Annotated in this window: 18 protein-coding genes and 1 riboswitch; all 18 genes read right to left on the bottom strand. The window is 42.3% G+C overall.

Translation table 11 applies throughout. The annotated features are described in order from the left end of the window. Window positions 1–78: 78 nt before the first annotated feature. Window positions 79–204: riboswitch (molybdenum cofactor riboswitch) on the bottom strand. A gap of 33 nt (window positions 205–237) precedes the next feature. The 18 genes from ACHOLT_RS02870 to ACHOLT_RS02955 all read right to left on the bottom strand — a co-directional run bounded on the left by ACHOLT_RS02870 (window position 238) and on the right by ACHOLT_RS02955 (window position 19,927). Then, on the bottom strand, window positions 238–2,421 hold the full coding sequence (locus ACHOLT_RS02870; protein ID WP_425805650.1) for a molybdopterin-dependent oxidoreductase: 2,184 nt from the start codon (window positions 2,419–2,421) through the stop codon (window positions 238–240). Further along, window positions 2,418–3,731, bottom strand: a complete 1,314-nt coding sequence (locus ACHOLT_RS02875; protein ID WP_425805651.1) for a radical SAM protein — start codon at window positions 3,729–3,731, stop codon at window positions 2,418–2,420. The genes ACHOLT_RS02870 and ACHOLT_RS02875 overlap by 4 nt, the downstream gene beginning before the upstream one ends. Before the next feature lie 35 nt (window positions 3,732–3,766). Beyond that, window positions 3,767–4,693, bottom strand: coding sequence for an NrfD/PsrC family molybdoenzyme membrane anchor subunit (gene nrfD / locus ACHOLT_RS02880; protein ID WP_425805652.1), 927 nt, complete (start codon window positions 4,691–4,693; stop codon window positions 3,767–3,769). Window positions 4,694–4,709: 16 nt separating this feature from the next. Beyond that, complete coding sequence (locus ACHOLT_RS02885) at window positions 4,710–5,258, bottom strand: 4Fe-4S dicluster domain-containing protein (RefSeq protein ID WP_425805654.1); 549 nt, start codon at window positions 5,256–5,258, stop codon at window positions 4,710–4,712. Window position 5,259: 1 nt separating this feature from the next. Then, window positions 5,260–7,500, bottom strand: a complete 2,241-nt coding sequence (locus ACHOLT_RS02890; RefSeq protein ID WP_425805655.1) for a molybdopterin-containing oxidoreductase family protein — start codon at window positions 7,498–7,500, stop codon at window positions 5,260–5,262. 418 nt (window positions 7,501–7,918) lie between these two features. Next, complete coding sequence (locus tag ACHOLT_RS02895; protein ID WP_425805657.1) at window positions 7,919–9,040, bottom strand: (Fe-S)-binding protein; 1,122 nt, start codon at window positions 9,038–9,040, stop codon at window positions 7,919–7,921. Window positions 9,041–9,303: 263 nt separating this feature from the next. Beyond that, window positions 9,304–10,593, bottom strand: a complete 1,290-nt coding sequence (gene tig / locus ACHOLT_RS02900; protein WP_425805659.1) for a trigger factor — start codon at window positions 10,591–10,593, stop codon at window positions 9,304–9,306. 49 nt (window positions 10,594–10,642) lie between these two features. After that, entirely contained in the window at window positions 10,643–10,948 is a 306-nt protein-coding gene (locus tag ACHOLT_RS02905) for a hypothetical protein (protein WP_425805661.1), read from the bottom strand. Window positions 10,949–10,974: 26 nt separating this feature from the next. After that, window positions 10,975–11,991 carry a phosphotransferase gene (locus ACHOLT_RS02910; protein ID WP_425805663.1) on the bottom strand — a complete coding sequence of 339 codons (1,017 nt, stop codon included), beginning with the start codon at window positions 11,989–11,991 and terminating at the stop codon, window positions 10,975–10,977. A gap of 32 nt (window positions 11,992–12,023) precedes the next feature. Then, complete coding sequence (locus tag ACHOLT_RS02915; protein ID WP_425805665.1) at window positions 12,024–13,049, bottom strand: NADH:flavin oxidoreductase; 1,026 nt, start codon at window positions 13,047–13,049, stop codon at window positions 12,024–12,026. Window positions 13,050–13,092: 43 nt separating this feature from the next. After that, window positions 13,093–13,878: an MBL fold metallo-hydrolase gene (locus ACHOLT_RS02920; RefSeq protein WP_425805667.1), complete on the bottom strand. Its 786-nt coding sequence runs from the start codon at window positions 13,876–13,878 to the stop codon at window positions 13,093–13,095. A 14-nt stretch (window positions 13,879–13,892) separates the two neighbouring features. Further along, complete coding sequence (locus ACHOLT_RS02925; protein ID WP_425805669.1) at window positions 13,893–14,918, bottom strand: DUF169 domain-containing protein; 1,026 nt, start codon at window positions 14,916–14,918, stop codon at window positions 13,893–13,895. Further along, a complete protein-coding gene (locus tag ACHOLT_RS02930; RefSeq protein WP_425805671.1) occupies window positions 14,891–16,024 on the bottom strand; it encodes a (Fe-S)-binding protein in 1,134 nt (377 codons plus the stop codon). The genes ACHOLT_RS02925 and ACHOLT_RS02930 overlap by 28 nt, the downstream gene beginning before the upstream one ends. 45 nt (window positions 16,025–16,069) lie before the next feature. Continuing rightward, on the bottom strand, window positions 16,070–16,918 hold the full coding sequence (locus ACHOLT_RS02935) for a TIGR04282 family arsenosugar biosynthesis glycosyltransferase (RefSeq protein ID WP_425805673.1): 849 nt from the start codon (window positions 16,916–16,918) through the stop codon (window positions 16,070–16,072). After that, complete coding sequence (locus ACHOLT_RS02940; protein WP_425805675.1) at window positions 16,915–17,394, bottom strand: GNAT family N-acetyltransferase; 480 nt, start codon at window positions 17,392–17,394, stop codon at window positions 16,915–16,917. The genes ACHOLT_RS02935 and ACHOLT_RS02940 overlap by 4 nt, the downstream gene beginning before the upstream one ends. A gap of 332 nt (window positions 17,395–17,726) precedes the next feature. After that, on the bottom strand, window positions 17,727–18,707 hold the full coding sequence (arsS, locus tag ACHOLT_RS02945) for an arsenosugar biosynthesis radical SAM (seleno)protein ArsS (RefSeq protein ID WP_425805677.1): 981 nt from the start codon (window positions 18,705–18,707) through the stop codon (window positions 17,727–17,729). An 8-nt stretch (window positions 18,708–18,715) separates the two neighbouring features. Beyond that, the gene (locus tag ACHOLT_RS02950) at window positions 18,716–19,048 is read right to left on the bottom strand and encodes an arsenosugar biosynthesis-associated peroxidase-like protein (protein WP_425805678.1); all 333 of its coding nucleotides are present in this window, start codon (window positions 19,046–19,048) and stop codon (window positions 18,716–18,718) included. 78 nt (window positions 19,049–19,126) lie between these two features. Beyond that, complete coding sequence (locus tag ACHOLT_RS02955) at window positions 19,127–19,927, bottom strand: nucleoside hydrolase (protein ID WP_425805680.1); 801 nt, start codon at window positions 19,925–19,927, stop codon at window positions 19,127–19,129. Between the last annotated feature and the right edge of the window lie 20 nt (window positions 19,928–19,947).

The following is a 19,947-nucleotide window of genomic DNA, read 5'->3' on the forward strand; positions in this document are numbered from 1 at the left end:
CCCATTTCTGATAGAATATAAAACTCCTGCATCCGAGAAAATGCAGGAGTTTTGAGGTTAACTTAAAAGGGTTAACCCTCTTTTCATGCATCTCCTTCGCATACAGCAAGTAATAGAATTTCTTCCATTACTCCGTGGACTCAGTCCAGACCTCAATTCCATAGCTTCAACTTTAGGAAATAAGGTTCGGAGAAAAATCATGTCAATTAATATTTTAAAGTAATATTTAAAACCAATTTATAAAATTTTTTCTATACGACAGGGTATACCATTATAGGTCCAAGTTCCAACCAACGGGTCAGCCGTTTCAAAATCTCCACTTGTGAGAATATTGGCATTGGATAACCACAGTCCACCTAATTCAGGTTCAGAAGCGCTCATTTCCGGATACCACCAGCCATATTCCACACTGACTGTATCATTGCACATCGGAACGATTTTGGTTATAAATTTTGCCTTGCCTCGCTCCGTCTCTACCCAGACCGAACATCCCTCTTCTAACCCCAATCGGTTCGCAGTATCCAGGCTCATTTCTGCGATAGGCTCTGGATGAGACGAACGAAATTTCTCAAGCTGATGGTAACTGGAAGCATAATAGGGCTGGAAACGGGCTCCGCTCATGAGCATCAAAGGAAATTCTCTATTGCATTCCGGCAATTTTTTGGGTCTGGGTAAAGGATCGTCTCCTATTTCCTTTAAAAGTTCACTATATACTTCAACCTTGCCACTAACTGTGGCAAACCCCATAGTGAATCCGTTTGGATCAAGTCCTTCATATTTAAAATATCGATTTTCCTGAGAATATAAACCGGTCATACTGAATTCATCCCATGTTAAACCGAGCGGCGATAAACTTGCTTCTAGACTGTCGCGATACGTATCCCAAGGCCAATCCTTTTCTTGACCTAGCCTGATTCCAAGCTCTTTCCAGAAATAAAAGTCCGGGCGCCGTTCGTAGTAGGGTTCAACTGCCTGATCACCACCATAAGCGATGTTCGCCACTCCGGCTTTTGTTTCCAATAAAGGGCGTTCTAAAACTCCTGCACTCGGTAATATATAATCTGCGAGCATAGCTGTAGGGGTCTTAAACAATTCCAAAACGACAAGGAGATCCAGGCTCTTTAAAGCCTTATACACCAGTTTTGTATCCGCCTGAGTCAAAAGAGGATTTGAAGCCATGACAATCATCGAGCGAATGGGATAAGGATTACCCGTTAACATCGCATGCCAGACTTGATTGGGCTGTGCAGAAGTCAAGTAACGCATAGGAAGTCGTTTGTTATGCTTCATCGTTTGTTCTCGAACTTTTGCATATCCGGCATAGGATTGGAGCTTTAGTTTATCTTTGCCAAGATGTTTAGGATTTGTTTCGACAAAGGGTTCACTCAGTTCTAAGTCAAGCTCAGGGATAAAATCCGGCATCTCACTGAGATGAGACGCTCCAGGTATATCGACGTTACCCGTTATCGCTCTCAAAATGGCCAAAGATCGATGAGTTGGCAAGCTATTAACCCCAAGCTGGTCAATCCCTCTTCCGCTATACAAAGTAGCAGGTGAATTACCTGCAAACAAATAAGCTGCCTCAATTACATTCTCCGCTTTTATCCCCGTAATCTTCTCAACATAGGATGGAGTATAGGAAGTAAGATGCTCGGCAAGACGGTCGAATCCATGGCACCACTTTTGAACAAACTCTCGATCGTAAAGCTTTTTCTCGACAATGACGTGTAAAAGTCCAAGCGCAAGAACTGCATCTGTTCCTGGGCGCACCGGAAGCCAAAGGGTTGCTTGCTCCGCCGTCCGAGTATGCCTGGGATCAATAACAATCAACGGTTTTTCTGTCCGGCTGAATTCTACGATTGTACGCCAAAACAAAGAGTTATCCGATTCAGCAGGGTTAACACCCCAAAGGATAGCACATCCGGTATTTTCCGGATCCAGCTCCATATCAATCGGCCAGCCGTACGTCAGTGTATTTACCCAGATTCCCGGATTCCAGCAAATCTGGCCAATTCCCATATTATTAGCGCTGCCAAAGAGAGACATAAATCGATGTAATGGCCAAAATGTCGTATGCGGACCGCCGATGCTTGTCGCCAGCATCTCCGGACCAAACTTATCCTTAAGCGCTTGAAGCTTCTCCGCTATCTCATCCAAAGCTTGATCCCAGGAAATTCTTTCCCACTGACCGCTGCCGCGTTCCCCTACGCGTTTTAAAGGATAGTTTATGCGTTGAGGATGATCCATGACTGTCGTAATCATCGGCCAACGCCGGCACCCCCGCATAATCAACTCATCATAGGGGAAACGCGACGGGTCAGGTTTAACCTTGATTACTCGCCCGTCTTTGACAGCAGCTGTAATTCCGCATTGATATCCACAGAATCGGCAATTCGTCTGAACCATGCTATTCTCTGTCATTTTGAGTTACCTTCCGTCAGATTTAATTCGCCCTGCTTTTTCCCCTCAATATTGGTCAGCTGATAAACGCAGAAGGGAACTAATCCTCCGTCTTTGCCGGCTACAATCATGCTGCACTCTTTTAATTTTTGAAGATCCATATTCATGGCATCCATATAATTCTCAATCAAGATCGATAAACCCGGTTTTAAGTCTGGATATTTGTTCGCAGCAATGTCGGCAAAAACCGAACCCTGCGGACTGCTTGGACTGAACGACTGAATGTACTCCTGCCGTGTCAGCCTGCGGCTTAAGGGTTGAAGCTGCCCCTTATCTTCAACAAGATAGGTCGAACAAGAGCATAAAGGATGAGAGCATCCTAAAGGCCAGAAGTCGTACGGTTCAATCAAGCCCTGGCTCTGCTTCGCAAGCATAAAGATGACATCTCCCATGGTCAGGCGCTTATGCATGGAGACATTAAAGCGGCCGGAGCCAAAAGCAGGCTGATAAGCAATGCCGGCGATGACATCTCTATTCTGCAATGCGAATTGTAAGACGTTGCCCATTTGGTCTTCGTTAGTCCCTTCAATGACGGTCATTGCCAAGACCACTTGAACACCGGCCTCCCGGCAATTTTTAATCGCCTGAAGTTTAGTATTCAGTACATCTTTCCCGCGAATCGTCTTGTAAACCGATGCTGTTAACCCATCAAACTGCAGATAAATTCCGCTGATTCCCGCATCCGCCAGTGCTTTTAAATAATCAAGATTCTGTCCGATAACCACGCCGTTTGTATTGATTTCGATGGCATTAAAGCCAATATCTCGCCCCAAACGAACAATATCGGGCAAATCCCTGCGTGTCGTCGGTTCTCCGCCGGTCAGCTGAATGCTCGTTTCCGTATGGGTATTCTTCAGGATATACTTAAACTTTGCTTCAATAGCTTGAAGTGAAGGATCCGGTGATGCCCGAAATTCATCAGCAGCCATAAAACAAACCGGACAACGCAAGTTACACCGTTCTGTTACTTCAATTTCAACTAAAGTCGGATGGCGCAGATGAGCCTTGCATAAGCCGCAATCCTTAGGACATCCTTCCTTGCTGGGAATTGGAGAATGTGGAGGCGTCGATGGCAAATGAAAATTATTCACCCATTCATAATGCTCAACATCCGGCCAGAGGTAAGATGTTACTGCGCCATGTTCCGGACACACCTTTTTCATGAAAACTTCCTTGCCGCTGGTATAAATGTCTGCTTTAACAACTTTTAAGCATATAGGACAAACACTTTCGGTATGATTAAGAATGGTCATATTCTCATTTTGCTGCATCGCAAATCACCTGCCACTTTCTTGCTGCATTTATGCTAAATCTGTTTAGTCCATACTTTTTTTAAGAATGCTTCATCACCGCAAGGTAATGCTGAACGATATTTTTCCTCGCCCGGTAACCATGTTCTGTCCTGACCTGCATAAACAACAAGGTTGCGCATGAGCAGTCCGCCAAGGATTGCTAATAAACCAGCAATCTCTATAAAAATTGCATCAGGTATCAGATATAAGATCAGGGGTACAATTGTACCTAACAAAATAAAGCCATATTTGAAAGGTGCTGCGAAATTACCGCTTGTCCATCTTTTGACGGCATTCGCTTCTCTTTCTGTCGTCCCTGTACTCTTAATCCAGAGGTAGCCCACCCAGATAACCAGTTGGAAGGCACATAATCCTGCTGCTAAGATAGGAAACACCGTATAGACAATGATCGAAGCTTCGCTAATCAGACCGCAGACGATATAAGCAGATACTCCGGTTAATAAGGAAGAGGTTAAAAACAAAACCATCATTCCCGGTCCGTTCCAAAAAGGACGTGATTTATGACGTGCTAATAATACCCCCGGATAGGTAGCAACGATAAATCCCGTGATGATACAAATGACCGCTAACACTTTACGCAGTCCAACAACACCAAACCAAGGAAATACATCAACCCAGCTGGTTGCCAAAAGCAGCCCTGCCACAATGGCGATTGACATATTCCAGGCTCCAAAGGTCAAAATGGCTTTTGGATTCATAAAAACGCGCAAAGCCTGAAAAGGTCTTCCTAATTCTAAAACCAATAGGCCAGCCCCCGCAGCGACGAATATAGGAGCTGCAAAAAGACCCAGTGTAGAAAGATTGCCGTTTAAAAGAAACAGCTCGGCAATTCCGGCATAAAGCAGCATCGCCGCACCCATGCCTGCAAAAAAGAAATCAAAAGCTAACATCCAACCCCAGGTTTCATGTTTATGGCTCATTCTGTCTCCCCTCCAATCAATACAGATAATAAACGTAGGGCTCAGTTCCGAGCTCTTCCAGCAAGCGCCCCACTGTTTTTGTTCCATTAACAAGTTTATAAACTTCACTATTGGGATCTTCTATGTCGCCAAAAATACGTGCCTTTTGGTGGCAGGTTTGAACACAGTAGGGTACTTTTCCCTTGTCAACCCGGTCATCTTTACAAAAATTACATTTTTGGACTGTTCCCGTAGCTTGATTCGGGACACGTGCTCCGTAAGGGCAAGCCATAACACAAGCTTTACAGCCTACACATTTGTTCGCATCAACCCAGACAATCCCATCTTCACGCTGTTGGGAAGCGCCGGTTGGGCAGGCATCCACACAAGGCGAATTGCCGCAATGCATGCACAATAGAGGAACATGGACCATATGAACATTTGGAAATTTTCCTATAGGACCATACGTCGGTACGGGATTATAGATCATATCGATAGGAAGTTCATTATTCACTCGACAAGCGACTGTGCAGGATTGACAGCCGGTACATTTGCGCGTATCAATAACCATTGCATAACGTGCCATGTTATTCAGCCTCCTTTTTGTCTGCACTGTCTACTTTATAAACTTTGCATAATAAGCCTCTGTTTGCCCAACTTCCGCTCATTGGATCACAATCTTCGTCTGCGGTACTTGTTAACACATTGGTATTGGATTCAAGACAACCCCCGAGTTCCGGATCACGCATATCGCGTTCAGGGTACCACCAACCCCGTTCTGTAAACACAGTTCCCGGTCGAATTCCTTCGGTGAGACTGGCTTTTTGTTTAATCCGTCCCCGCTTGGTTTCGATCCAGACCCAATCCCCTTCCTGGATTCCATATTGCGCGGCTGTATCCGGATTGATTTGCATATGGGGTTCATGACGCAAAAACCGTAATTCTTTGATCTGGAAATGTTCCGAATGGTGGAAAGGCATAACACCTGCGCCTGTCGTTAAGACCAATGGATATTCCTTGGCCAGCTCCGGATTATCGATTTCGTTTTCAGTAGGAGGAATATATTGCGGCAGAGGCGGATATCCCAATTCTTCCAACACACTGGAATAAAGTTCGACTTTACCCGAAGGAGTAGCAAATCCCCCTCTTGATTTGTATTTAAAGTATTCTCTTTCCGGGAAGTGGTAACGATAGTTCTCTACAAACTCATCGTAACTTTCTACCCCATATCCCAAATCTTTAATGCGATATAAATAAGCATCCTCTAAAGTCTCCCAAGGCCAATGTTCCTTTTGGCCCAATCTTATTCCTAAATCGCGCCAGAATTCAAAGTCCGTACGACGTTCATACATCGGCTGAATAGCTCTTTGTGAACACATTAAGAAATCAGAGCAGCCATAGGTCGAAGTAATCGTTGGGCGCTCAAAAGATCCGGCAATCGGCAGGACATAGTCCGATAGCATCGCCGTAGGCGTCAGCCAATAATCGCAAGTGACAAGGAAATCAACCGCTTTCAGAGCAGCCAGCGTTTTCTTGCTTTCTCCGTAGGAGTTAACCGGATTCGTGGCAGAAACCAGTAAAGCCTTTACTGGATATGGTTTTCCAGTGAGTATTGCATTATAGACTGTGGGCGGATGAGCCTCGCACATCCATTCTGCGGTAGGCGCCTTGCCCCAGTATTTCTTTGTTATTTCAGCGATACGTCCATAACCCGGCCAGGTCACCAATTTAAATTTATCTGAACCGAGTTGTTTTGCCCTTTGTTCTTCTGGAAGGTACTCGTTGAGTTCCATTTCTTCATCGGTCACAAATTCTTTGCTTGGCCCGGTCAAGAGATCTGCGCCAGGACAGTCCAAATTACCGGTGATCGCTCTAAGGATTGCTCTTGCTTGCATAGCCGCTCCAGCAGGTTTTCCGATTTGGTCAATCGAAACTCCCCATTGGATGTTGCCAGGTTTATTCATGGCATACATCTGAGCACTCTCACGAATTAAATCCGCACTCAATCCCGTAAGGGGTTCGGCCCACTCCGGCGTGAAATCTCCCACATGTTCCATGAGTTCATCAAAACCGACGCAATTTTCCTGAATGAAATCATAGTCCGCTAACCCTTCATAGATAATGACATTAATCCAGGCAAGGGCTAAAGCAAGGTCAGATCCCGGGCGTAAGGGCAGCCATAAATCTGCCTTAGCCGCAGTTTCCGTAAAGCGCGGATCAATGACGATGATCTTTAGTCCTTTGGCTTTCAGCGCACTGATTCCGCTCATTTCGGGCAAGGTGGAGGCCCCGGGATTTTGTCCCCACAACACTAAACAACGACTGAGCCCCAAATCAATTTCAAACGGGCTCCATCCATAAATCGCTGTTTCCACCATAAACGTAGGAATCCAGCACAAATGGGAATTGTGGAAACCATTTGGGCTGCCAAAAAGATTCATGAAGCGGCGGCGAGCCCAGTCATCCGTACGTGCTGTACCACCGGCTGTCGCTACTGCTTCAGCGCCGAACTGATTACGGATTGACTCGAGTTTAGCTCCGATTTCGTCAATGGCTTGCTCCCAGGTGATGCGTTCCCATTCTCCTGCTCCCCGTTCTCCTTTGCGCTTTAATGGATAATTCACTCTTGCCTCATGATCCAGATGGATCATATTGACATTACCGCGGCAGCACAATCCGCCGGTATTCGTTGGATAATCCGGATCCCCTTCAAAGCCCACAACCTTGCCATCTTTGACATAGACTAAGCAACCACAGTTCTGATGACAGAAATAACAACATGCTTTTTTGACTTCGATTCCCTCTTGTTCCAAATCAATCTTACTCATGTTCTCCTCCAGTGTTAAATTTGATTTCTGCCTGCTTTCCACGCCCAACTTTTTATGGCGTTAAGAGATAAAAATATAGAATAATTGACAATTTATTTATGTTGCAAGATCTGTGCCAGCCGCCAATCCACGTAAAGGCGCATTATATCAATGTCTCTTTATAATTATTTACTCGGTTTTTTTCCATTTTGAAAAAACAGTTTCTTTTTAGGACACGATTTGAAAAAATGAGGTAAGACAAAAACCAATATTTTCGTGTTCAAGCCTATTCTCAAGTCAACTGGGATAACCAGACCATTATCTGTCTTTTATCGATGTTTCAATTACTCCGAAATTAAGTACTCAAGCATAGTTATAGGTAAAAGTAAAGAGGTTGTGTTCTCACACAAAACCGTATCTTTTAGGTCTTAATATTAGGTTACTCCGGATCTTCAAATAATTTTCCCCAGAGATCCAAGGCATCAGGTCCTGTGAACATATCACCGGCTTTCTGTTTCACTTCACCATAATCTTCGATAAATCCAAGCAAAACGTTCAGAGCATGCAAAATCTTTATTTTTGAGGATATATTTGCAAAATTAAGCACACAAGCATGACAATAAGCTATGATCGTATCGGCCCCAGCCTCTTCCGCCTCTTCTAATGCCTGAAGTTCGTGTTCTTTTGACCATTCCGGCCGAAAATGACCTAATTGGCCGCTGCTTCCACAGCAGATCGATTCCTTTCCATGATGTTTCATCTCAACTCTCTTACATCCTGCTTTATCAAGGGCCTCTCTGACTTGAGAGGCATAAATCCCTTCAAACCGATCCGGGCAGGAATCATGGATGGTATATATCCCGCTCCCTATTGCGGGAATAAAGTACTCTTTCAGCGCTTCATAAACGGTAATAATCTCGAAATCCTTAAAGATTTTCTCTTTTTTAAATTGATAATAACAATTCGGGCAGGCGACAACTAAACGTTTGACTTCCAAGCTGTTTGCTTTAGCTATGATTCCTTCCTTTATCTTGTCTCCCCGTTCAGGAAGCCCGATCTGGTACATCGGTAAACCGCAGCATTCGCTAAATAAAATCGGGTTTTTATACTTTTCCTTTAAAATTTCATAAACCTTTCTGGTGAGTCCTGGTGAATAGGTCATCATTGTGCATCCTGGGAAAAAGGCTGTATCTGAGGGCAAGGATAGGTTTAGGTCATTATAATCGATACCGTAATAATCCCTGAAAATACTCATGACAGTCACATCACGGTCTGGAAAGAGATAACGGTATTCGTTCACATCCATCTCCTTATTCCTGACTGCCTCTATTCTTCTTTGTTCAAACATATGGTATGGACTTAAACCTAAAGGACATACTGCTTCACATTTCCCGCAAAGGGCACAGGAAAAAGCCTCATCTACTGTAATTCCTCGAGAAGCAATTGAAGCTGGATCTTCATTAATCTCTGTCAATACACGGCAGCTTTCCTGGCAGGTCATACAGCCAGTGCACTGTTCCATTATTTTCTTCGTACAATCTTGATTTCTTTTCTCGCTCATCTTTACTAAGGCTCATCTCCTTCTCTGTTTAGACACAACCTTAAAATATAGCAAGAATTATGCCAAACGAAATAAACCTTCTATTTCACCTTAACACCTTGATTCCTCACGATTTTAAAATTTTAGATAAGCTTTTAGCACTTTCCATTTAAGAACAAATTTTTTCATTTTAAGACTTTTTGTTGATATGAAGGATAAAGAAAAACTGTTTCAGACACTTATCCTGAAACAGTTTAAATTCAATTTTTTATTAAATTTTAAAATTAGTCATTAACTATTATTTTTGCATGATCAATCATATATTGGATTGCCTTTTCTGCTTTTAACTCAAATAGCACTTTATTCACTAACGGACCCAAATTTTTTCGGGCATTCCCCTTATCCATCCCAATTTGGGAGGCAAAAACTTCGGATCCTTTATCCAGTTCCTCTTCGCTTATCTCAAAGCCCTTTTCATTGATAATCTTGTCTAAGATAAACTCTGTTTTAACCGCATTCTTGGCCTCTTCCCACATTTGCTTTTTGAAGCTTTCCGGTTTTTTATGGGTCATCTGAAGATATAGATCAATATCTCCTCCCTCAGCTGCCAATTGTTTTGAAAACTGATTCAGCATATCCTTAGCCCGCTGCATGATTAAAAACTCAGGGACGGTAACATCACATTTCTCAAGCATTGCTTTGATAATCGCTTGTCTTAAAATATTTGTGGAACGCAGGGAGGCCATTTCAACAAGTTCTTTCTTTGCCTTGATTCTTAATTCTTCCAGGTTTTTAACTTTCCCTACTTCCTGGGCAAATTGATCATCAAGCTCTCTTAACTGAATGTTTTCAACCTTTTTTACAGTGACTATAAATCGAGCCTTTTTACCCGCCAGTTGTTTTAAAGAGTGGTTTGCAGGAAAGTGATTTTCAATACTTAAGGAATCCCCTTTTTTGGCGTCTAAAAGATTATCCTCAAATCCGAGAATGGGGTTGCTCAAATCAAGCATAAATTTATAATCAATTACATCATCATAAGCTATGTCCTCAACCGTACATTTGTAATCGATGGTTAATGTATCTCCGGGTGAAGCAGGTTCGTCGAATTTATCCATAACTTTTTTATTCCGCGAACGCAGCTCTTCTAAATATCTTTCGATATCTTTATCCGTAACTTCTCGCTTCTTCGGTACCTTAACTTCTAAGCCTTCAATTGTCCCCAAGGTTACCTCGGGAGTAATCGGAACACAAACTTTGATACTCAGGGGTTTCCCTTTTTCTATATAACCAACTTCAATATCGGGATCACCAACAGGCTCTAATTCTAACTCTTGAAGAGTTGCGGCATATTCTTCTGGAACAACAAAATCCAGTGCATCTTGATATAGAACCTCAGGTCCTAATTTCGATTCCAAAACTGCCCTTGTCACTTTCCCCTTGCGAAAACCTGGAATTTCATAATTATTGATATTCTTTTTAAACGATTTCTCAAGGGCCTTTTCGAATTTTTCTGCCTCAATAGAAAAGTTAAAAAAAGCCTCACTGTTTTCGATTTTCTCTAAGGTTGCATCCATAAATTCATACCCCTTTATTCAGATAATTGTCTATTGATGAATGTCCTGATTAACCGATTCTCCTTCTGCATATGGCAAGCTTCCTAGGATCAACAGGCTTAATAAATCTTTGAGGGTTCTGTTCCTCATAAAGAAGGTTTTCTAAATAAGGCCTCATAACCTGCTCGACTTGTTCCTTAACAATCTTGGCAATCAATTCAGTATTTTCCTTATAGACTCTCTCATCAAGCCCTCTAGCAATTAAATAGCGAATTGTTTCGGATACTGTTTCACCCTTTTTTTGCGAAATCACTTCAATCTGTTCCCACATGTTTAATTTTAATTTGATCGTAACTGACCTAAGCTTGGAAGGCATAATATACTTCCTTTCGTTACAATAATTTAAAATATCTCAGGAAAACAGCCTTTAATAAAATTAGGTTCTAAATACATATTAATTTTTTCAAAAGTATCTTTATTAACCAAGGGCCGTCCAGGTTTTATATATTCGGTCCAGGCCATCGCACACCAAGATAAGGCTCGCAAAGTATTAAAAAATTTAAAAATCCGCACACGTTCAGGTAAAGTTTGAACATAGGGGCAAGGAATCAATTCCTCAGTATAACTTTTGAGGAATAAATCCTCCTGCTCTGCACTTAAAAGGACATCGGCTTTCCATAATGTTGTTGTCCGAATAAGGAACATGCTTAGATCTTGAGCCGGCTCCCCATAGATTGGTTTTTCCCAGTCTATAAGATGGCAGCTCTTTTTCTCTTGATTAACGATAAAATTATGAGAGTTCACTTCTGTATTGATTACCGCGTGCCAAGGTTCTTTTAAAAAATAACTTTCCTCTTTTCTTTTCTCTTCGCCAAAAAGATAGCTCCTCTCAAGAAGGTCTTTAACCTCAGGATTAGCTTCAGAACAGTCAAAATAACGTGTTAATAGGTTATTTGCTTCACTTAGAATTGCGGAAAAAGGGGCCTTGGCTTTTACTAGAAAATCGTTTTCCCCTTGATTAAACGAAATACTGTGAATCCTCGCGAAAGTCACAGCCGCTCCCGATAAATCGGAATAATAGTTTAAAGGGGCACCTGGAAGATATTCCATCACAAGCAACCCGTAAGGTATTTCCTTTCGCAGATCGTCGAGATAATACGGTAGTGGCGTAACACCAGAGGGCTTTAATAGCTGCAGCGCTTGATATTCATATTGGATCTGATTAGCGAGGCTCATTTGGCTCCCGGTATTTACTCTTAAAACATAATTCCGGCTATCCGTCTTAAGAAGATAATTCAGATTATATTCTCCTTGAGCCAGGAATTGAACATAAATAGGAGTTTGAATATTCATGGAACGTTTAAAATGTGCACGATTAACATAGGCAGTAATGTCTTGTGCGAGCAGTTCATGCAACAATACCCATCCTCCCTTCCTCGTCATTTTAATAATTAAACAGAAATCATATAATCTTTTTCCTCTATCAGGCTCTGATTAGATTTCATCTTCAGCCACTGTTTAGAAACCCATTCGGAATCTTGAAGCAGAGTCCTCCCGACTCCTACCAGGTCAGCACTGTGATCAGCAATTATTTCATTCGCTTTAATCCCTGTCTTAATTCCCCCTGTAACCATTACAGGAATATCCAGAACAGGTTTAATGGCTTTTCCCATGTAGGCAAAGAATCCTTCAGGCCCGTTTTTAAGATAACCACAGATTCCTCCTGACAGGTCTAAGCAATCTACCCCTGCATTCTGAAGAAGCCGAGCCGCAATTATACTATCTTCAATACTGTTGCCACCCGCTAAACGATCGTCAGCCCCTAATCTATAAAATATCGGCATATTTTCTCCGATTGCACCTCTTACGGCCTTAATAACTTCGATCGGGAAGCGCAGGCGCTTTTCCAATGTTCCCCCATATTCATCACGGCGAAGATTCGTCAAAGGAGAGTAAAATTGATTCAGCAAATAACCATGTGCTCCGTGAATTTCTACGAAATCAAAACCCGCTAATTGAGCTCTTCGTGCAGCTTGGGCAAAATCATTAACAATCCGACGAAGGCTCTCTTTACTCAATTTTTTGGATCCTTTTACGGGTCCTTTCTGCCCAAAACGTGAAAGATATTTAGATAGAGTGCCGGAGGGCCCGCAAGGAGACATCAATGCTCTTCCGCCCGCATGGCTGATCTGAATTCCCACGGGAGTTCCCTCTCTATGGATTTCCCTTGCCAAATGTTCTAAACCTTTGATAAGTTCGTCATCATAAATACCTAATTGGCAGGGATGAGCTTTTCCATTTCGACTGACGTAAGAATGCTCGACAATAATAAGTCCGATCCCCTGGGACCGTATGCGATAATGTTCAATTAACTTTGCTGTAACTTCCCCCTTCTCTGAAGCGATATCTAGTGCCATAGGGGGCAGTACAATTCGATTTTTAAAGGTTAAATTTTTGATTTTCAGGTCAGAAAACAATGGTTTGATAAGTCATCCCCCCTTTATTTACGGCCCTTAAAACTTACAATTGCAAGGTTAACCCATCAAAAGCTATGGAAACCTTAGGATAAAAATGCAGCTCCTCTTCAATTTGTTGTACCGTTGTGGGAGCGCTGTAATGCATCGCAAGATGCGTTAGAATAGTATGACTTGCCCTAACCTTTTCACCTAATTGAATGGCTTCTTCAATTGACATATGATTATTGGGATACCAATTCTCCCCATGAAATGTGGCATCACAGATTAACGTATCTACCCCTTTAATTCTCTGCTCCGTTAATTCCGGTAACCCGGATGTGTCTGTAAAATAGGCAATCCTTTGGTCCGCCTCTAATAAAAGCCCACCTGTCTGAATGCCATGGTTTGCAGGCAATACGGTCAGCTTAACGTTTGAGAAATTATAGCTTCGTTCATAATCCCAGGACTCCAGTTCAAATACATCCATCATAAATGGATAAGCCGCCTGAAAATCATCGACTGCACTGGAGGGTAAAAACAATTTGACGGGGTGTTTTCGCTTAAGTTTTATATAGAATTCTAAATCGCCAATTCCTCCGAAATGATCATAGTGCCAATGGGTAATAAAAAGATAATCGAGAGAATCAATTTGCTCCTTCATTAATTGGCTTCTCAAGTCAGGAGAAGCATCTATTAAAATTCTTTCTTTACCCGTATCAATGAAGGCTCCGCTGCGCGTTCGAGCACGCTGAGGTTTTTTTCGAGCCTCCCGGCATGCAATACAATCACAATAAAATGCCGGTACCCCTGGCCCAGCTCCCGTTCCTAAGAGCTTAAACTCTGGACTCATCTGACTCTTCCTTTCTATCGATAAGACAACTGGATGGCTTTTTGAGGACACTGACCCACGCATGTGTAGCACGCGCTGCAGTCTTCGGGGTGAGCTGCCCTTGCCACTTTCCGCCCAGCGATCTCCTCAATTTCTAAGACTCCCGTGGGGCAAAAAGCACTGCATAGTCCATCCCCCAGACATTGATCCGTATCAATAAAAATTTCAACGCCAGCCCCGGATTCGTTAATTTCCGGCCGACGAGTTCCGATTTTATCCATAACAGGCTGCATATATATCTTTTTTCTTTCTTCAGGAATACTCTTCTGTGACAATTTCAATAACGATTGCGCAATCGGTTCAAGCCTTTGAGCCGGAATGGAAAGATAAAGTTCAAAATCATCAATTTCACTCGAAGCTCTAGCCCCATAACATCCAAAGGAAATATTCATTTCCCCTGTTTTCATCGGTTGAACGATTAAATCAGCGCAGGTTGAATTAAAGCCTGAGGTTTTGAAATTTTGGCGCTGCCCATTTGCATATGTCTGGGAACAGCAAAGCCACATGGCTTGTTCTGGCCAAAGCGTAAAAACGACGACATCGGGTTCAAAGGGGGCCTTATCTAAAGGCGCGAGAAGAGTGGCCTTAAAACTTCCCGCTTCGAATTCAGGACGGGAACTAATCATTTTTTGAGCTGTTTCTATATTGGGCATCTTTTTAAAAAGTAAATATAGATCACCTGATCGAAGTTTAGAAGACATCTCAACTAAGCCCAAAATACCTGAACCATCAGGGCAAGCATGACTTCGCGGAGGCATATAAAGACAATTTCCGCGACGGGCTGTAATTATGGATTGGCAATGTCTCAAAGGGACTGGGGGTTCGACTAATTGCGGCGGCCTTTCCTCATTAGGACGCATCAGCCTTACCGCCACAGGGTCCCAGCGAAGCGACAGTGTCTCTTTAAAAATTCGAGTCATTTCTTGGTAATTCAAGTTAATCTCTTCCCCTTTTTCTGCTTCTTGTTCATCCTTTACGGTTCTGCCATAATCCGCTCCCACATTTTTTCCCCTTCAGGTCCTTCAAACATCATCTTCGACTTCTTCTTTAACCCCTCAAAATCTTGCTCTACATCCAGCAGTAAATTCAAAACATGTTTGGATTGAATCTTATTCGAAGACCGGCCAAAATTTAAAACGCAGGACAAACAATAGGCTGCAAGAATTTGCGCACCTGAATTCTCTGCCTCATCCAAACGAGCTTTTACCCGGCTATCCGCCATTTCCGGATTAAAATGACTCACCTCGCCGCCGCTTCCACAGCAGGTTGATGTTTTTTTGTTGTGCTCCATTTCAATCAACTGATATCCCTTTTTTTGTAAAGCAGATCTTACCTGAGAAGCAAATATTCCTTCAAAACGGTCCGGGCATGAGTCATGAACTGTAACTCTATACTTTTGACCGAGAACATTAGACTGATTAAAAATGGATAGATTCTCAAGCACCTCATAAACTGTTAAAAGTTTTATTCCCATTTCTTTTAAGATGGGTCCGAGTTGGTAGAAACAATTAGGACACACCGCAATTACAGTCTCTATCTTTAAGTCCCGAATTTTTGCCTTAACCGTATCTCCATACTTTTTCCCTCGATCCCGTAACCCTAATTGATACAAAGGCAGACCGCAGCAATCTGTCATGAGAATAAGATCCGGATACTTCCGGCACAAGTTGCTATAAACGGCCCGTGTCAATTGAGGGGAATACGTAAGCATCGTGCATCCGGGGAAAAAGGCAACGGGATTTGCCCTGTTCAGGTTTAAGTCCTGATAGTCAATACCATTGACTTCGCGATATAACTTGGTCACATCGACTTTTCGATCTGGGAACATATACCGATATTCATTAATAGGTATCTCCCCGGTCTCAACCGCTTCCGCCCTCATTTCACCAAACATATTTTTAGGGCTTAGTGAGGATGGGCATACTGCTTCACATAGACCGCAGAGGGAGCATTCGTAAGCCTCCTCGACATAAGGTTTTCGAGCGGCAATGCTCGCCGGCTCTTCACCTATCTCCTGCAGCATTTGACATTCAGAGGAGCATTGCCCACAGCTTATACAATTTTCCTGTATCTCCTGACATACCTTACTTAATTTCTCAGAACTCATAACGATTTACTCCCTCCTCCACCGTAATAAAATAAGTCGACTTACTTATACTGATTCTCTCGCAGCAGGAGGAAGAGCAACCGACTGCAGACCCATCTCATTCAGAAAGTGGATTGTCCTTTCCGGAACGGTTACAGAAGGATCATACTTTGCCGCAAGCTCGATAACACGTAGAACAGGCATCATGCTTGCAAGGTCTACCGGAATATCTATATCTGGTACTTCTTCCACAAAAGCTATGGGAATTTGGTCATCTCCCGCTTTATTAACCATCATATCCAGTGCGGTAATTCCATCTTTGTTATAAAAAACTTCGTTAAACGTAAAATTCGTCGAGCAAGTCACACCGGCTAAAGAGAATCCGCCTTCTTGGCATGCACCTTCCACGAGAGCGGCTCCAATCAATGAACCATCGCTTGCTTTTACTTTACGAACAGCAACCTTCTGCCCAGATACACTTCGACTTAATTTCTCTAACTTATTTAAAGCATCTTGCAAAATATAGGGCTGCAATGAAGGCAGATCGCCACCGCTAATCAATAAACAATCCGCTAAGCGATCTTCTGCTCCTGATTTAAGAATGTGGTCTGTCGCATATTGCATGCAGTCGTCGAAACTTCCTCCCTGGTCGGAGAAAATCCCTGCAATTTTTTGAGCATTTTTAACTTGAACTAAAAGTGAATCTAAGTAGGAACGGTCTCCCTCCTTGTTATAACAGATCCAAACATCTGCCTCTTCAACTGACAGACTTACCTCAATAACATCAAGCAAGCAGGCTTCATATAATGCCGTCGCTTCCTCGTAGGTCAGAATACCACCACGGGCTTCCGTTAAGCGTGTCTTACAATCTCCGACTCTTGGAACCTTAGTAAAAACGAGTATTGCCTTTTTCATGCCTTAATCCCTCCAGTAAAAATCATAGGAGCCGGGTCGCATTCTCCTTTATCCGGGCAAAAATCACATTGTTCTCTATATACTTGGGGCAGCATTTGGGAATCACAGTTTTTGAAACCCAATTTTTTATAAAAACCAACTGCAGATCCTCTTGCCATAGTCGTGATGGTGTATAACTTTTTAATTTTAAATTTAGATAAGGGATATTTGCAGCATTTCCATGGATTCTGAAGAATTTCATTTAAAAGGAGCCGCCCAATTCCTTGAGAATGTCGCTCTTGCTTTACCCCTAGTACTTCTAAAAAAAAGCTATTGTCTTCAACCTCAACAATCTTTGCCCCTCCAAGAGTCTGACCCTCTTTTTTTAAGATGAGCATCTCTTCGGCCTGGCCTGGAATCCCCATATCATAGTCCCAGAGAATTTCATTAAGTTCTATCTCATCTTGTTCTTTGGCAAACATAATTTCAGCAGACATAAACTACGTTAAAACCTCCTTTCAGCAAAAATAATTCATCAATAGCTACAAAACACGAGAAATAGTATGGAGTACTTTGTTGAATGAGCCAGCCTTTACTTTACTAATTAAGCAAGAATCGTGCCAACCTAATTAGCTGCGCTCACGTCCTACAAAATCAATGATTTCTATTTTTAGGTGTCTTACATTGGTAAGACAATTTTTCATTTTGAAAATATATTTTTTCATTTTGATACGAATCGGATAAATAATGAAAAAATGCCCCCTAAAAATATCGGTTAAAAACCATTATTCTTAGGGGACAATTTCACTAAAGAATTCTGTGTCCGTTTTTATGCCGTTGCTCCGCCACAACTGGAACCAGCCCCTGCTGTACAAGCATAGCAATGATTCCCGAACACAATCTTTCTCGCTCTAAGTGCAATATCCTTCAGATCCTGAATGCAATTTACACCATTAACCTCCAAGTTCAAGGCTTGATTGAAATCACAATCATATAGAGTTCCATCCCAACTTACTGATAACTGGCTGCGGCACATAATTTTCTCGACCGTCGTCGGGTTAAAGGAAGATATCAAGCGATTCATATAAGTCGTCAAATTTCCGCTTCGTTCAAGAAAATCTCCAAACCTTCCAATGGGATTATTGGTAATTGTAAATAAGTAATTAAAAGAAACCCCATATAAGTGATCCAATTTCCTTTTGAATTCCCCTGTCAAGCTTTCCTGACTCGGCGGTAAAAATGCACCCCCAGGATTATAGACTAGATTCAGTACCAACTCGGGATCTTTAGCGTAGCCTAATTGATTCAGCTTTTGTAGCATCGATATCATTTTCGAGAAATTCCCTTTACCTCGCTGCCTATCAGTATCTTTTTCCGTATAATAAGGCAATGAAGCAACAATCTCAACTTTATTTTGAGCATAAAGTTCCGGAAGATGAGTATAGCCTTCCTCACTCAGGATAACTAGGTTTGTACGAACAATGGTGTGGATTTTCCGTTTGCCTGTTTCTTCAATGAGCCACTGAAAATTCGGATTCATCTCCGGTGCTCCACCCGTGATATCCAAAGTCTTGAAGTCATCCTTCTCAAAGACATCGAGACAGGCTTCCATCACTTCCTTGCTCATCATCTCTTTGCGCACCGCTCCAGCATCAACATGACAATGTTTGCACGCTAGATTACACATCTTTCCGATATTAATCTGCATAACATCGAGATTCTCATTGGTCATACAGAACTTCTGGCACTCTTCTTTGTCGATAAAGGAAGGAAATGCCTGTAACTGCTTTAAGTATTTATTCTCCTCCATAGCTCCTCCTACAGTTCAAGTTTTCTAATAGCATTCTTCGTTTGCATACCATGAGCCAAAGTTGCACCGCCCCTGATTGCTGCAGCGACATGGACTGCTTCGATCATCTGTTCCTGATTAACACCCATTTCTAAAAGGGTTTGAGTATAGGAATCAATGCAATAGGGACATTGGACGGCATGAGCAACTGCCAAAGCAATCAAAGCCTTCTCCCTTGCCGTCAATGCACCCTCTTCAAATACCTTGCTGTAATATGACATGAACTTTTCCCATAGCTCGGGTGCATCCTCACCCATATTCCCAAATTGAACCAAATCATCTGGATTATAGTACGTTTTCATGTTCTATCTCCTATACACCTAACCACGCAGCATAAACATCTTCAGTAAATTTCTTTAAATTATTTATTACTGGAATATTTACCCTGACTGTGTTGTTATCATTCTGTTTGCCATTTTCCAGAAAACCGCTTTCAAGTTATTCAGATCGAGAAGAATACTATCATAATGATCTTTAAACAATGCAGGATTCATTAAATAAGCGGCAGCAACGACATCCCAGTTGTGAAAGCCATTTAGATTGAACCTTTTCATCATGTTTTCGAACCAGTAAGAACATGTCTGAGCGATATATTTTCCTATGGGTTGATCGCAAAAGGAAAGTCTTTCTTTAAACTCCTGCTTGGTAAAAAAAGCGTCCAGACAGTGATTTCCCGTGACGATAGATAAATTCCTTGCATTTTTCAGGGCACAGGCTGTCGCCGCAGGGTCACAGGAGAAGTTTAATTCATTCAAAAGAATCCCATTGATGATTAACTCTTGCTGAATTCCGCCCATCAGGACAACCTCAGAGACCTGTTCAAAAATCGTATTGTCCAAAAGATAGGCTGCATACAGATTGGTCAGGGAACCTGTGGCTAATATCGAGATATTTCCTTTATTCTCTCTAACTGTATCCAGGATATATTCAGCTGCTTCGCTTTCGATTTGTTTTCTCGATGCGCAGCCTTTAAGCACGGGGATATCCTGTCGGTCAAGATCGCTCAACATCCTGGACGTATTGGCATAAACAGTCTCAACATCGCTATTTCCATAGGTTGTTGTAATACCCAGCAGTTCTGCAGAACTTTTACCGAGAAGATAGATCAGAGCCAGACCGTCATCGACATCACAGCCCGTAACTCCCATCGTATTGTCACAATCAAAGATAATCTTTTTCATATCCAACACCTTATAAATTT

Origin of the sequence: Desulfitobacterium nosdiversum, from assembly GCF_049860565.1 — a bacterium.
In the GTDB taxonomy this organism is placed as follows: domain Bacteria; phylum Bacillota; class Desulfitobacteriia; order Desulfitobacteriales; family Desulfitobacteriaceae; genus Desulfitobacterium_A; species Desulfitobacterium_A nosdiversum.

Coding starts and splice junctions, on each gene's coding strand:
- nrfD (WP_425805652.1), bottom strand. CDS start 4,693: ATGAGCCATAAACATGAAACCTGGGGTTGGATGTTAGCTTTTGATTTC.
- ACHOLT_RS02920 (WP_425805667.1), bottom strand. CDS start 13,878: ATGAGTCCAGAGTTTAAGCTCTTAGGAACGGGAGCTGGGCCAGGGGTA.
- ACHOLT_RS02895 (WP_425805657.1), bottom strand. CDS start 9,040: ATGAGCGAGAAAAGAAATCAAGATTGTACGAAGAAAATAATGGAACAG.
- tig (WP_425805659.1), bottom strand. CDS start 10,593: ATGGATGCAACCTTAGAGAAAATCGAAAACAGTGAGGCTTTTTTTAAC.
- ACHOLT_RS02940 (WP_425805675.1), bottom strand. CDS start 17,394: ATGTCTGCTGAAATTATGTTTGCCAAAGAACAAGATGAGATAGAACTT.
- arsS (WP_425805677.1), bottom strand. CDS start 18,707: ATGGAGGAGAATAAATACTTAAAGCAGTTACAGGCATTTCCTTCCTTT.
- ACHOLT_RS02930 (WP_425805671.1), bottom strand. CDS start 16,024: ATGAGTTCTGAGAAATTAAGTAAGGTATGTCAGGAGATACAGGAAAAT.
- ACHOLT_RS02955 (WP_425805680.1), bottom strand. CDS start 19,927: ATGAAAAAGATTATCTTTGATTGTGACAATACGATGGGAGTTACGGGC.
- ACHOLT_RS02885 (WP_425805654.1), bottom strand. CDS start 5,258: ATGGCACGTTATGCAATGGTTATTGATACGCGCAAATGTACCGGCTGT.
- ACHOLT_RS02905 (WP_425805661.1), bottom strand. CDS start 10,948: ATGCCTTCCAAGCTTAGGTCAGTTACGATCAAATTAAAATTAAACATG.
- ACHOLT_RS02870 (WP_425805650.1), bottom strand. CDS start 2,421: ATGACAGAGAATAGCATGGTTCAGACGAATTGCCGATTCTGTGGATAT.
- ACHOLT_RS02875 (WP_425805651.1), bottom strand. CDS start 3,731: ATGCAGCAAAATGAGAATATGACCATTCTTAATCATACCGAAAGTGTT.
- ACHOLT_RS02950 (WP_425805678.1), bottom strand. CDS start 19,048: ATGAAAACGTACTATAATCCAGATGATTTGGTTCAATTTGGGAATATG.
- ACHOLT_RS02890 (WP_425805655.1), bottom strand. CDS start 7,500: ATGAGTAAGATTGATTTGGAACAAGAGGGAATCGAAGTCAAAAAAGCA.
- ACHOLT_RS02935 (WP_425805673.1), bottom strand. CDS start 16,918: ATGAAAAAGGCAATACTCGTTTTTACTAAGGTTCCAAGAGTCGGAGAT.